Origin of the sequence: Bacillus sp. J14TS2 (assembly GCF_018333015.1) — a bacterium.
GTDB lineage: Bacteria > Bacillota > Bacilli > Bacillales > Bacillaceae_C > Lederbergia.
Map to the genome: position 1 here is coordinate 165930 of NZ_BORE01000002.1, position 14549 is coordinate 180478.

A 14549-nucleotide genomic window follows, 5' to 3' on the forward strand; every position below is an offset into this window, starting at 1 on the left:
TAGGAATTGCAGCCACAATCCAGTCAAAAACGAATATGGATATGGATGACCGCTCTGCTCATTATTTTCGTCGTCTTAAGCTATCTCTTTTATACACCTAACCAAAAAGAATATCCTGATTTCGTTTCCCAGTCACCCTCTCCAACTGGGGTGAAGGCATTTTATACATACTTAGATCAAGAGTTTGATTCAGTCGAAAGATTTCACTTATCTTCAGAACAATTACCAATAGCAGATCAAAATCAGTTACTTATCATCATTGAACCTTTTATCATGCCGGACAGTCATGAGATGGAAGAATACCAAGCTTATATGGAGGCTGGAAATTCTATTCTATTGGTGTCGGAAATGCCTGATGATTTTTTTGAACTGATGACCGAGCCAACAAATGGGGAAAAAATAGATGAAATTGACATTGTCACGGATCAAAATGGCAGGGAACATCAAGCAGTCATAACCAATTCTTTACGACTTGTAACAGAAGCGGCTGATCAGATTCTCCTTCAGGACAAAGAAGGAGCAATAGGCTTAAAGCGTTCCTATGGCCACGGGCAATTGTATGTCGTGAATTCACCGAAATGGCTTGCCAATGAAGAAATATTAACTGCTGACCATATTTCGATCATGATTTCATTGTTAAATGATATTGCGCCAGACGAAGTATTATTTGATGAATACTTACATGGAAACCAGTCTCCACTTACTACTGCGCATGCTTACCCTCAATGGTTTATTTTAATCATGATTCAAGGAACATTTCTAGCGATATTATGGTTATGGCATACAGGAAAAAGATTTGGTCCTACCTTCCTTCCTAGAGAAGAATCTGTTCGCTTTAGTGATGAAAGACTACGAGCATTATCCTCTTGGTATTTAAAAGGGAAACTATATCAAGATAGTTTGCGTACACAGACGGAGTATGTCAGAACATTGATGCAAGAACGTTGGGGAATATCTACTGCAAAAGATTGGGCAGATATTTCAGATGATCTTGCATATAGGGATATAAACATACCTGGTACAGAGCTTACAATATTTATAAGCAAACTAACAAATGTCTTAGCTAAAAAGGATATAAGTAAACAAGAATATCTATATTGGTCAAAAAACATTGATCGCTTAAGGAAAGAGGTGGAGGAAGGATGAAACCAGAATTAACATCCTTATTAGAAAAATACGAAGAAAAGATAATGGGACAAACAACAAATTTACGACTACTCTTATCTGCTATTCTTACAGATGGCCATGTCTTGTTAGAAGGTGTTCCAGGGACAGGAAAAACGAAAACTGTTCGGACGTTAGCAGAATTGTTAAATGGTCGTTTTAATCGAATTCAATTTACACCAGATCTTTTGCCGAGTGATATAACGGGAAGTAGTATTTACAATATGCAAGAAGGGCAATTTGAAACGATACGTGGTCCGATTTTCACCAATATCCTTTTGGCAGATGAGATTAATCGAACACCAGCGAAAACACAAGCTGCTTTATTAGAGGCGATGGAGGAAAAGCAAGTAACGATTCAAGGGGAAACCTATTCATTACCAGATGTCTTTTTTGTGGTGGCTACACAGAATCCCATTGAATTCGAGGGAACTTATCCTTTGCCAGAAGCCCAACAGGATCGCTTTTTATTTAAACTTTACATTGACTTTCCTTCTTTTGATGAAGAAAAAGCAGTTCTTCAACAAATGCTTGAACAAGCACCGTTAAAAACAGCAGTGGATGCTGTAATGCAATTAGATTCCTTTCTGGAAATTAGACAGGAAATTGAACGGATTATATTAGGGGATAGTGTACTCGATTATATTATGAAAATTGTACGTAAGACACGGGAAGTTGAATCGATTCGTTTTGGGGCTAGTACACGAGCAGCTATCTCTATTGGGAAAGCAAGTAAGGCATGGGCTTATTTGGAGGGGAGAGATTATGTTACTCCCGATGATGTAAAAATGGTAGCAAAACCAGCTTTACGGCATCGAGTACAGTTATCTCCACAGATAGAATTGGAGGGAGCGTCCATTGATCAAGTCATCCAAGAGCTGGTGGGGTCGGTTCCTGTTCCAAGATAAGGGTATTTTACCATCGAAACGATTACTTATTGTGTATGGAATACTAAGTGGAGTGTTATTGCTGTTTAGTTTTTGGGGAATTTCTTGGCGTTTTGCCATCGGACTCAATACTTTTGTGCTGTTACTAAGCTTGATAGATCTCTTTTTTTCCCCTAAACGGAAACAAATTCACTTCAAGCGTATTGTCACAGAAGAATTAGAACGAGGACTACCGTACGAGATGATCATCGAAATAAATAATCATTCTCAGTATGCTTTTACATATGCCTTTGTTGATAGCTTACCATTATCGTTTCAACGTCCCTTCCCCGTGAGAGGGAAGAGTGAGAAAGGAAGCGCTAATCAGGTTACATATGAAACAACGGCGGATGTTAGAGGAAATTACGAACTGAAATATTTATATTTTCGCTACCGGAGTATATGGGGATTATGGGAAAAGCAAATGCTTGTCGATTTAGAAAAGCATATAAAAGTCATCCCGGATTTAACGGAGACAAGAACCTTTTTAGAAGATGCGCAAAAGTTTTTATTATACGATGGAGAAAAAATTAGAAGATTCCAGAGTGGAATGGGGGACTTCGCCCAAATTAGGAATTATGTTGTAGGAGATGACCCGCGAAAAATTAATTGGCGTCAAACAGCGAAACTACATGAGTTGATGACAAATGAATATGAACCTGAGCATGGGAAATATATTACAATTTTGATTGATTGTGGCCGGATCATGGGAGCCGAGCTTGAAAAGGGCAATAAGCTTGAAAAAACTATGGAAGCAGCTTTAACTGTAGCGGCGGCTGCTTTAAAAAAGGGGGATTATGTATCTGTCCTTGCCTTTTCAAATGATGTAAAAAAATATATTCCAGCTGCAAAAGGAATGGAGCATCTTCAAACTATTCTCCATGCTATTTATAACTTGCATGTTGATGCTGTTGAATCTAACTATGGAGTAGTGTTCTCTTTTCTAGATACAATGCAAAAAAAACGTAGTCTTATTCTGCTATTTAGTGATATTCGCACGTTTTTACATGAAGAAGCAGCTTTGAACTATTTAAAACGCCTGCGTAGACGCCATTTATTTTTTATGATTGGAATTGAAGATCAACAATTGGTAGAAAAGGCGACAATGCAACCAACATATGCAGATATTGCAATGGAAAAAAGCATTGCTCAACAAGAAATTCTTTTTATTCAAAAGGAGAAAAATAAATGGGAAAGTCAAGGCCTCCAAATGATGGAGGCCAAGGGGGAATATTTAGCAACAATCGCTGTTTCCTATTACATTGATATTATGAATCGACACCTCTTATAGCTTGGCGACGGTTTAATAATTGTTTTCCGATTAAAACATATAGAATTAATCCAATAATCGTGAGAAAAGCAACAAAATACTTTACTTCTAAGGAAAACGCGGCCGGGGTGATAAAACCTTCTATTACTCCGGCGATAATAAATAACGGGATCGTCCCAATTATCAGTTGTACAGAGCGGATCGATTGTTTCTTTAGTTGAAATCCTCTTGAATATTGACCAGGTACAAAGAGCTTATAACCCATTAATAGACCGGCTCCACCGGCAATGAATATAGCGGTTAATTCGATCATACCATGTGGAACGATATAAGCCCAAAAATCGAAGGATTTTCCATGTGCCCAAAAGAGTCCGGCAAGTGCGCCAACAATAATACCGTTATAGACCATTACATATACTGTCAGTAAACCAAACGTTATGCCACCTGCAAAAGCTAGAAAAGCAACTTGAATATTATTCGTCATAATCGAGGCTGACATAGTCGGTGAATCAACCGTTCCATCACTACTTCCTAGTTGGTTAGGATCAACCGATTGAACAATATCATTCGGTAAAATTGTGTAAATATGAAGCGGGTCAGCGATCACAGAGAAAAAGCTCCCTGCCATGCCTAAAACAAATAATCCCATAGCTACTACTATCGCTTTCCATTGTTCTAGTAATAGACCAATAAAGGTGGTAGTAAAAAAGTGACGGAATTGTCCCATGCTCGTCGTTTGGTCTTTATATAACACATTATGAGCTCTTGCGACTAACTCATTAAGATAGCCTGTTAATTTTTCGTTAGGGAAATTTGTTTGGCTATAAGAGAGATTCTGTGAAGCTTTTTGGTATAGCTGGTAAAATTGCTTCATAGATTTTGCCGTCACATTTTTTTGGCTTTTTCCAATCATAGTTGTTAAATGTTCAAGTTCTTTCCAGTTTTCACGATACCTTTGCGTAAACTGTTTAATATTCATTATGACACCCACCTATTATCTCAATCAATTGGATCAATGCTTCTTATTATAATAATCTTTGATCTAAATAGAAACACTTTCACAAAAAAGTCTTTGGAGGGATCTCGTTGGACCAAGAAAAAGTCGGCGTGAAAACGCCTGAATATATATCCCTGCAATTTCAACTAGCAGGATTAGGGTCAAGAACTGTTGCTTTCATTATAGATAACGTTATTTTAACGTTTGTGATGATGATCATAATGCTTATCAGCGTTCTTTTATTATTCGCCTTTCCTGATATATCCTTTATGGGAATGGCTCAATCTTATCTCATTGCTTTTATATTAATCGGTGTGTTTCTCCTCAATTACGGCTATTTTATGATTCTTGAATTCTTTTGGGGAGGGAAAACAATCGGAAAAAAGATCATGGGGATTAGGGTCATACAAGAGAATGGCCAAAGCATCACTTTTTTATCTAGTTTCATTCGTAATCTATTGCTACTGATTGATTCATTGCCTTATTATTTAGTAGGACTTTTAATGGTTTTCTTTCATCCGAAAAAGAAACGGCTAGGGGATTTATTAGCAGGAACAATTGTGGTTTATGATGAAAGTAGTCAATCCAAACAGAAGCAATCGGCGGTTGAAAAGGAAATTCAAGAGAGAGGGCTAACAAAAGAAAGTATGACCATAGATACTTGGAATTTAAAATCAATCGAAATGAAGGATTGGAATTTAGTTCGTACATATGCAAATCGCCTTAAACAATTAGACGTCAAAGATCGGTTACAATTGACTGAACAAGTTGCTGGGATCATTTTTCCTAAATTAGGATTAGACTGGCAAAATAAAGATAAACAAGAATTAGAAAATATGCTATTGATTATTTATTTACATTTAAAAGACGAATGGGAATATGAGGTATAACTAAACAGGAATTTGATTTAGAAAGATGCTGGGACATAAGGATTTTTCACCAAAGAAAAAAACGAACGACTAGGGGGGATATACTTCGCTTCCCGGAGGGCGAGTAGCAAGACTCTTCAGGCTTTGCCTTTCGGAGTCTTGCCGAACTCTCACTTCCCATAATGCATTGTTTGTCATTGGGGCTTGGCCCGGCAAAAGTAAAGGGGAATGCAATTACAAGTACTTATAGCCATGTAAGACAAAGCTTCTAGTCTATTCGCTAGTTGCTTCTTTTTGTTTTCCTTTAGTTGTTTTCTTAAAGACGATTGTCAGTATGAATATTGCGACAAGGATTAATGTTATCGTTGCCCCAGGGGGTGTCCCGTACTCATAAGAAGTGATCAGTCCACTAAACATACCGATTAAGGCAAGGGGGATACCGATCAAGATGGTACCATTAAAGCTTTTGCTTATTTGCATCGAGATGGCTGCAGGTAAAATTATAATCGCTGAAACTAGGAGTGCACCTACAATTGGCATAATAATAGCGATGGTCACACCGGTTAAAACATTAAATAGGATGGACATGGTCCTGGTTGGTAAGCCTGCCGTAAAAGCCGTATCCTCATCAAATGTTAAAACATACATTGCTCTGCGGAAGATGGCATACAAGCCAATAATGAGGATAGTCAGCAGAAGCAACATCCAAACTTGCTCGGTACTAATTGTTACAATAGATCCAAATAGGAATTGGTTAATATTCAAAGTGGTACTTCCTTGGTTTAAACTCATCAAAAACAATGCTAAGGCCATCCCTGTTGACATGAGGATCGCAATCGATACCTCGGAGTAGCTGCGATAGAGCATGCGCAAGTATTCCAGTAAAACAGCAATGATAACTACCATTAAGATATTGGTCCATGTTGGATTAATACTGATTAATAACCCTAATGCCACACCAGCTAAGGAAACATGTGATAAGGTATCTGCCATGAGTGATTGCCTTCGTAATATTAAAAACAATCCTAATAAAGGTGCGATTAAAGAGATGAGAAATGAGGCTTGGAAAGCTCTTTGCATGAATCCATGGAAAAACATCTCCAAGGCAATCCCTCCTTTCGTACGAGTTCGATATGTTTATTGCAATAATGCCGCAATTCTTCGTGATCATGTGTGACCATAAGGATTCCCTTGCTGTGCTGTTCGCTATTATGTTGCAACAACTTATAAAATTCTTCCCGCGAATGGATATCCATTCCGGTAGTAGGTTCGTCCAACACAAATAAATCTGGATCGGTGGCAAATACACGAGCAATCGATATCCGTTGTTTCTGCCCGCCCGACAATTCTCCAATTTTCTTATGCCGCATACTCCACATTCCTACCGATTCAAGGGAGCGTCTGACATGTTCATTGTCGGCCTTATCTAATTTTCTAAACCATTTGTTTTTTTGATAACGACCAGACTTGACGAGTTCTAATACGGTGCTGGGGAAGCCAACATTAAAGGAAGCAACTTGCTGAGGCACATAGCCAACAGTTAATTTGTTTCCAAAGCAATTTTTGTCCGGCAATGTGACTTGACCTGTTGTCGGTTTTAGCAAGCCTAAGATGTTACGTAATAGGGTAGTTTTGGCCGCCCCATTTTCACCAGTCAGCATCACAAAATCACCGGGATTCACTTCAAATGATATATTTGTTAATACAGGTTCCTTTTCATAATGAAAAGCAAGGTCATCTACTTTGATATAGTACATGTTCTATCTACCTTTCTAATTGTTTCAACAAGGAAAAAAGCAACAAGTCCCTATAAATTGAGATTTCCATCAACTGGGGTGAGAAGTCCCACTGATTGAAGTTTCACTTTATAGAGCTTGTTCCTTTTTGTATATTAGTGAATACTGATTTGTAATGTCTCTAAGTTATGTCGCATTGCTTCTATATATCCCAAATCTTCTTCTTTTAACTCATCAGAGAGTACCTCTAAATCATATAGTGCGGCTGTTTCGGTTCCAGTTTCTTCCGCGACAGTTTGAGCAATGGATGAGTTTGCCCCTTGCTGATAATAGATAACTGGTACATCATGTTCTTGTACTAATTTTGTAATCTCGGCAATACGAGAAGGGCTTGGTTCAACTTCAGTAGACAGCCCACCAACGGCTACTTGTTCTAAATCATAGCGTTCTGCAAGATAGCCAAATGCTTCGTGCTGCACGAAAAAAGATCGATTTTCTGCTCCTTCAAAGGCGGTCTGATAGTCTTCATCTAAAGCCTTTAGTTCTTCTATAAAATCTTCAGCATTTTCTTCATAAATCTCTTTTCCATCAGGATCTGCTTCAATTAAGGCATCACGAATAATACGGACTTGATCTTGTGCCAAAATCGGATCGAGCCAAATATGAGGGTCATGCTTTCCGTGATCATTAATGACTACCGATACGGGATCAGATTCGGCATAGGCGTTATGGTCCTCATCATAAAGCACGGCTCGTACTTCGAAGCTTTCCCCAGTTGTTTGATATTCAAGATGATCGGTCATCTGATCTGGTACAGCTTCCCATTCCTGATCCGCATCTTCTCTCATAAACCAATGCCAGTGATCATAATCGGTTTCTTCATCCAACTCGGCAGCTAGTGACACGATATCACCTGTATGATAATGATCAGCGAGTCCAACAATCTCTACTGTTTCTGTTCCTTCAGAACCTTCTGATTCAGCATGATCTCCATGATCATGTTCTGAATCTGCATCGTGATCGTGCCCTTCATGGTCTCCATGATCAAGTTCTTTATCAGCATCGTGATCGTGCCCTTCATGGTCTCCATGATCATGTTCTTTATCAGCATCGTGATCATGCCCTTCATGATCTCCATGATCATCGTGATTATCAATTGTAAGTTCGATAGGTTCAGATTCGGCATAGGTGTTATGGTCCTCATCATAAAGCACGGCGCGTACTTCGAAGCTTTCTTCTGGCACCTCAAGGGTTAATTTTTCTGTACCTTGTCCCGAAATCACTTCCCATTCCTCATCAGCATTAGCTCTTTGATACCAATGCCAGTGATCATAATCGACATCTTCCGATAAATTCGCTGTCAATTCAATCTCACCACCAGTGTGATAGTGGTCTGCTTTTCCTTCAATTGATATACTTGCTGCAGCATCATGATCCGCTTCACCGTGATCATGATCATCATGTTCGTGTTCATGATCATGTTCTTCATTCTCAAGTCCATCTGCAGTCCGAGCGACAACAAGCTCCTTATTTTCAACTGTTTCTAATAAACTTTCTACCCAAAACTCCATTTGTTCACTACTGTATACAAACACATCTGCTTCATTGACAGCCGCGACATCTTTTGCACTAGGCTCATATTGGTGCGGATCTTGGCCGTTTGAAAGCATAAGTTGTACATCTGCCCGATCTCCAGCTACCTGTTGTGTGAATTCATACATCGGTAGAAAGGAAGTAATAACAGAAATTTCACCCTCCTCATTACTAGCGGTATCTTTCCCAGCGGTATCTTTTGACTGACATCCAACAAGGGTTACCACCGAAATAAGAGAGAGTAATAAAGTATAAAGCCACTTTCGATTCATAAATAGATTCTCCTTTGTTAAAAGATTAATAATAAAGTGAGGCTTATCTGATTAAGGTTAGAGCAGAAGAAGCTGTTTGTTCACCTGTATTTTGAAAGATTGCTAAATTAATACTTTAGCAAAATATGTACAAGAGTGAATCTCTCTAATATATCCATCCCTTTCTTATTTAACCTAAATCGAAATCATTACGATTTACAGATTACACTCACTTTTATCGGTTGTCAAGCAAATTTTTTATTGCTCAGGGTAGAAAATACATAAATAACGGATAGGAAGAAAAAGCAATAAAAACTCGATATGAAACTTTTTAATAAAAGGATGGGTTTCCTTCTCGGTCGCTCTTTGTTCAAAGGTAAGAAAGTATAAAGTTTTTCTTAAGATTGCTTTAAGGCTGGGCAGTTGTTGTCCAGCTCCAGGCGCCATCGGCTCGAGGCTCGCAGGAGCGAGTCCATCGGCGTTGCGACGTACAGGATGTACTAGTACAGACGAAGCGACACGACGTCGCGTTTGAGTCTGCCGCTAGGACGGCGCGAACTTAGCCGATGTTCTGCATAATAACCTGAGCCAATGAAAGGCAAAAAACTCCTTTCTTTGTCTCAGAACATTTGCTTGTCGCCGATAGGCGGGCGCTTTGCGCTTTTCTTAAAAATTGGGTTCTTAAACAAGCCTTGCTGAATATATTTCTATAAGAATTACAATGGAGAGGCTATAAAATCTACTACAATGATAAACAATAAAATGCGAATTCTGGTTTTAGCTATATTCATAGTCTTTTCGCTTTTTGTATAAGGGGGGCTTCTAGTGCAAAAAAAATTATCAATGTTTTTTATCATTATTCTCGGGCTTATCATAGTGGCGGGCTGTTCGAAAAATTCCTCTGGCGGGAAAGAACCGAGTGGAAAAGAAGTTGATGATGGTAGTAAAAAAATGACCATTTCCATGATTGTACCAGTACAGCAAGGGGGAGGGTGGGAAGACAAAGACCATCCTACGATCAAGTATATTGAGGATAAATTTAATATTGACTTAGATATTCGCTGGGTACCAGGAGGCAATGATTATAAAAATACATTAAATAGCTTGGCAGCCTCAAAGGATCTACCTGACATTTACATGGTCAATGAACCGGTTCAATTTAGGAAGTGGCAAAAGCAAGGAGCTTTCGTGGATCTCAAGCCTTATTTAAAAGAATTTCCAAAATTAGCAAGTGAGTTCCCACAAGAAGCAGTTGAAGTATTTAATGAACCAGGAAAAATATATGGTTTTCCCAAATATACGATGAAATATAGTAACAGTCTGTGGGTTAGAAAAGATTGGTTGGACAAGTTGGGGTTATCGATTCCAAGTCCAGAGGAATTTACAATTGAGAAGTTTTACGAAATATCAAAAGCTTTTGTCGAACAAGATCCAAATGAAACAGGAAAAGACGATACAGTCGGTTTTACGAATGAATTTGGAACCTCCACTGGTTTAGGGAAAAATAGAAATGCATTTCTTCAAGCTGCATACGGTCTTGCTTATGAATGGAAGGAACAGGATGGCAGACTCATAAAACTAGAGGAACAAAACGAAGAATGGAAGGGACTATTAACATTTTTAAGTAAAGCTTATGAAGAGGGAGTATTTGATCATAATTTCGCCACAAATATCGGAAGTGACATCGAGGCATTAGTGGAGGGGAATAAGCTTGGCTGGGAGATCGCTAGTCCAGGTGAGATTCAAAAACGGGAAGAAGCATTAAAAAAGATTGATCCAAATGCGGAGTTTGTTATGATTCCATATCCACCAACAGGGCCTAATGGGGAGTCTGGCCTAATCGTGCCTGTCCAAGGGAGAGGGAAGCTTGTTCTAAACGCTCAAATGGATGAAGAGAAAATTTATCGGATTTTAGAATGGCTCGATTGGTGGATTACCGATGAAGGGACTGTGGTGATGAAAGATGGCCCAGAAGGAGAGATTTGGGAGAAAAATGTAGATGATGAAATTATATTAACAGAAAAAGGAGAAACCTATGAAGAACAAATCAGTTTATTAAATAATTGGTTATTCCGGGCAAACGATGATGAATTTAATGTTCACGGCTGGACTCCAGAAGAAGAAAAATATGATGCTGAATTTCAGAAAGCGGTTGATCAATATCCATCAGTATGGACGGATGCAGGGGATCCTTATACGATTGATTCGCCAACCTTCCAAGAACGTTCAAAAGATCTGGCAGCAGACTTTAATGAAGCGATCGCCAATATTATTGCAGGCAGAAAACCGGTTGATTATATAGATGAGGCCATTGCTCGTTGGAAAGCAGACGGGGGAGACAAAATGATCGAAGAAGTAAATGAAGCTTACCAAAAACAGAAAGCTAAGGAGTAAACGCAAGGGGCATCTTCGCCCCTTCCTTATTAGAAAGGAAGTGAGGGCAGCTAATGAGCATGAAAACATCTACTTCGTCCACTTATGCAGAGGAGACTTTGCAACCCATACGTCCGAAAAAAACAGGGTTTAATTTTAAGCGCACCTGGCCTATTTACATGATGATTTTACCGGGTTTTTTATTTTTCATCCTTTTTAAATACATTCCGATGGCAGGCATTGTCATTGCTTTTCAAAGCTATGATCCGTTTCAAGGTTTCTGGGGGAGTGCCTGGGTGGGATTCGACAACTTTGTAAGACTCTTTACAACAAGAGATTTTTGGCCATTACTGGCGAATACGATGATCCTAAGTTGCCTTGATATCGTCATCTTTTTTCCAATACCAATTTTATTAGCCATTTTACTAAATGAAGTTAGACGCAAATGGTTTAAAGTTGTCTCACAAACAATTTTTTATGCACCGCATTTTTTATCATGGGTTGTGATTGTAGCAATTACCGTTGTATTATTTGCTACACGAGATGGGGGGATAAACGTACTTCTGAAAGATTTAGGCTTCCATACTGTTGAACCTTTGACAACTCTAGGCGGTTTCCGAATCACTTGGATATTACAAAATATCTGGCAAGGAACTGGCTGGGGAGCCATTATCTTTTTGGCAGCCATTGCAGGGGTAAATCCAAATCTATATGAAGCCGCTTCGATTGATGGGGCAGGAAGATTACGACAAATATGGCATATTACGCTGCCAGCTATCCGTGGCGTTATTGTGATTTTATTCATTTTACGATTAGGGGCCTTTATGGATATTGGATTTGAACATGTATTATTATTACAAAATCCATTGAATATGGGGACATCTGACATCTTCGACACATACATTTATCGAACTGGAATACTAATGGGGAATTTCAGTTATACAACAGCAGTAGGAATTTTCAAAGGAGTTGTTGGTCTTATCTTGGTGATTGGAGCCAATAAAATCGTTAAAAAACTTGGAGAGGAGGGGATCTTCTAATGGCAAAGCACAACCCACAAGGTAGAAATACGTTCCTGGATGCGGTTGTTTACGGCTTGCTTATCATTGGATTGATCATAATCATACTCCCGATCCTCTATGTTGTGATGACTTCTTTTGCACCGGAAAAAGAATATTTAACTCGTGGCTTTTTTATCCTTCCACATCACTTTACTTTAGAGGGATATACTTATTTATTGCAAAATAGTTCTTTTTTGAAAGCATTTAAAAACGCTGTGGAAATTACTGTCATTGGTACATTTATTAATATTGCGATCACAACATTAATGGCGTACGGTTTATCTAAGAAGTTTATAAAAGGTCGCGGATTCTTAAATTTCATCGTTGTTTTCACATTGATTTTTTCAGGTGGGATGATTCCAACTTATTTAGTTGTCGATAGTTTAGGATTGGTCAATACGTATGGTGCTCTATGGTTTTCTACGGCAATCGCCCCATTTAACTTGATTGTCATGCGTAGTTTTTTCGTCAGACTTCCTGATGAATTATTTGATTCTGCCCGTATTGATGGGGCGGGGGAATGGCGGATTCTCTTTACCATTGTCCTCCCTTTGTCTAAGGCAGCAATCGCCACCTTTACTTTATTTTACATGGTGTATAATTGGAACACATATTTTCATGCCATCTTATATTTGCATGACAATAATAAGTGGCCCCTCCAAGTGTTCTTGAAGCTAATGCTTGTTGAAGGGGATGCTGACTTTGGACAACAGGAGATTCAGGGTGTCAATTTTACACATTCTGCAAGAATGGCGGCCATCCTTATAACAGCTCTTCCATTGTTATGTGTCTATCCCTTTTTTCAAAAGCATTTTAACAAGGGAATGCTACTTGGTTCAATGAAAGATTAAGTTTTATTCCCAATTCCCCTATGGATATACATAGGTTTAAATAGATAATCGTGAATGGACAGATGTCTAAAGTTTGTTTTTAAGCTTTAGACATCTGTTCCTTATTGGATAAACTAGACATTAATTCGTTTCTTATGATATAGTAGGAGAGTTATTTCGAGACACTAAAGATAGAATATGAGGATAATTGAATTTCCTACATTGGATAGAAATAAGCGATCGTAGGACATTTTGATGGAAGAAAGGGATATTAAAATGGATTCACAAGGAAAAATTCAAGAGGTTGAGATAAAAGAAAAAATTTGGACAAGAGATTTTGTTTTAATTTGCTTGGCTAATTTTTTCATTTTTCTTGGATTTCAAATGACATTGCCCACTCTGCCGATCTTTGTTAAAGAGTTAGGCGGCAGTGATCAAATGATTGGCATTATTGTTGGGATTTTTACATTTTCAGCATTGTTATTTCGTCCGTACGCTGGACATTCGTTAGAATCAAAAGGCCGGCGTTTTGTTTATATGTTTGGATTATGCATATTTGTTTTATCTGTAGGATCCTATTCCTTTATCGGCAGTATTACCTTGTTGTTAATTATGCGTATTGTTCAAGGAATAGGGTGGGGATTCTCCACTACTGCGAGCGGGACAATTGCCACTGATTTAATTCCACCGAAACGACGTGGGGAGGGCATGGGCTATTTTGGCTTATCTGGGAATCTAGCACTTGCCTTCGGGCCATCTTTAGGTTTAACCTTGGCTGGTGTGATCCCATTTTCACAGCTATTTTTGATTTGTGGTGGTATGGGACTGGCTGCCTTGTTACTATCGACTAGAATTCGCTATAAGCAAGTAGAAGAGTCACCAAATAAAGCGGCTGTACCTAAATTCGATATTTTTGAAAAATCCGCAATTCAACCATCGTTGCTGTTATTTTTCATCACCGTTTCATTTGGTGGGATTGCTTCGTTTCTTCCATTATATGCGGCTGAAAAAAGTATTGCTGGGATTGAAGTATATTTTCTTGTGTACGCATTATTCCTAATGCTCTCACGTACATTCGCTGGGAAAATCTATGATAAAAAAGGGCATCTTTATGTATTTCTCCCTGGAACGATTTTGGTGTTTATCGCAATGGTCCTTTTATCATGGCTTCCCAACCTAACGGTAATGCTAATTGCTGCGGGATTTTATGGGTTGGGATTTGGGAGTGTTCAACCAGCCCTACAAGCATGGGCGATCGATTCATCTCCTAATAATCGTAAAGGAATGGCCAACGCCACTTTCTTTTCCTTCTTTGATTTAGGGGTAGGGCTTGGAGCGATGGTCTTCGGACAACTTGCATTCCTATATGGTTATAACGTGATCTATGTGACATCAGCTGGATCAGTTATGTTATCCATCGTTTTATATCTTTATCTGTTAATACGAACGAAAAATAGAAACAAAAACCTGGCTAATTAA

At 38.7% G+C, this 14549-nt stretch carries 12 protein-coding genes; 8 read left to right on the top strand and 4 right to left on the bottom strand.

The genetic code is table 11. The features are described from left to right. Positions 1 to 6: 6 nt before the first annotated feature. Genes KI375_RS03390 through KI375_RS03400 form a run of 3 tightly spaced genes read left to right on the top strand, consistent with a single transcriptional unit; the run spans position 7 to position 3381 of the window. The gene (locus tag KI375_RS03390; RefSeq protein ID WP_212972144.1) at positions 7 to 1146 is read left to right on the top strand and encodes a DUF4350 domain-containing protein; all 1140 of its coding nucleotides are present in this window, start codon (positions 7 to 9) and stop codon (positions 1144 to 1146) included. After that, a complete protein-coding gene (locus KI375_RS03395) occupies positions 1143 to 2072 on the top strand; it encodes an AAA family ATPase (protein WP_212972145.1) in 930 nt (309 codons plus the stop codon). Before KI375_RS03390 ends, KI375_RS03395 begins: the two co-directional genes overlap by 4 nt. Further along, entirely contained in the window at positions 2023 to 3381 is a 1359-nt protein-coding gene (locus KI375_RS03400) for a DUF58 domain-containing protein (RefSeq protein ID WP_212972146.1), read from the top strand. Before KI375_RS03395 ends, KI375_RS03400 begins: the two co-directional genes overlap by 50 nt. Here the strand turns inward: KI375_RS03400 and KI375_RS03405 are convergent. Next, positions 3359 to 4339, bottom strand: coding sequence for a stage II sporulation protein M (locus KI375_RS03405; RefSeq protein ID WP_212972147.1), 981 nt, complete (start codon positions 4337 to 4339; stop codon positions 3359 to 3361). The genes KI375_RS03400 and KI375_RS03405 overlap by 23 nt on opposite strands. A 107-nt stretch (positions 4340 to 4446) precedes the next feature. Between KI375_RS03405 and KI375_RS03410 the strand changes: the two genes are divergently transcribed. Continuing rightward, positions 4447 to 5247, top strand: coding sequence for an RDD family protein (locus KI375_RS03410; protein ID WP_212972148.1), 801 nt, complete (start codon positions 4447 to 4449; stop codon positions 5245 to 5247). Positions 5248 to 5499: 252 nt separating this feature from the next. On the opposite strand, the gene KI375_RS03415 is transcribed toward KI375_RS03410, so the two are convergent. From KI375_RS03415 to KI375_RS03425, 3 genes are all read right to left on the bottom strand, one after another. After that, on the bottom strand, positions 5500 to 6330 hold the full coding sequence (locus KI375_RS03415; protein ID WP_212972149.1) for a metal ABC transporter permease: 831 nt from the start codon (positions 6328 to 6330) through the stop codon (positions 5500 to 5502). Then, the gene (locus KI375_RS03420; RefSeq protein WP_212972150.1) at positions 6267 to 6983 is read right to left on the bottom strand and encodes a metal ABC transporter ATP-binding protein; all 717 of its coding nucleotides are present in this window, start codon (positions 6981 to 6983) and stop codon (positions 6267 to 6269) included. The genes KI375_RS03415 and KI375_RS03420 overlap by 64 nt, the downstream gene beginning before the upstream one ends. A 134-nt stretch (positions 6984 to 7117) precedes the next feature. Continuing rightward, positions 7118 to 8827, bottom strand: coding sequence for a metal ABC transporter solute-binding protein, Zn/Mn family (locus KI375_RS03425; protein ID WP_212972151.1), 1710 nt, complete (start codon positions 8825 to 8827; stop codon positions 7118 to 7120). Positions 8828 to 9631: 804 nt separating this feature from the next. Here KI375_RS03425 and KI375_RS03430 point away from each other — a divergent pair. The 4 genes from KI375_RS03430 (at position 9632) to KI375_RS03445 (ending at position 14549) form a co-directional block, all read left to right on the top strand. Beyond that, on the top strand, positions 9632 to 11200 hold the full coding sequence (locus KI375_RS03430; protein WP_212972152.1) for a type 2 periplasmic-binding domain-containing protein: 1569 nt from the start codon (positions 9632 to 9634) through the stop codon (positions 11198 to 11200). A 59-nt stretch (positions 11201 to 11259) separates the two neighbouring features. Next, on the top strand, positions 11260 to 12219 hold the full coding sequence (locus KI375_RS03435; RefSeq protein ID WP_212972425.1) for an ABC transporter permease: 960 nt from the start codon (positions 11260 to 11262) through the stop codon (positions 12217 to 12219). Next, the gene (locus KI375_RS03440; RefSeq protein ID WP_212972153.1) at positions 12219 to 13091 is read left to right on the top strand and encodes a carbohydrate ABC transporter permease; all 873 of its coding nucleotides are present in this window, start codon (positions 12219 to 12221) and stop codon (positions 13089 to 13091) included. Before KI375_RS03435 ends, KI375_RS03440 begins: the two co-directional genes overlap by 1 nt. Positions 13092 to 13346: 255 nt before the next feature. Further along, complete coding sequence (locus KI375_RS03445) at positions 13347 to 14549, top strand: MFS transporter (RefSeq protein ID WP_212972154.1); 1203 nt, start codon at positions 13347 to 13349, stop codon at positions 14547 to 14549.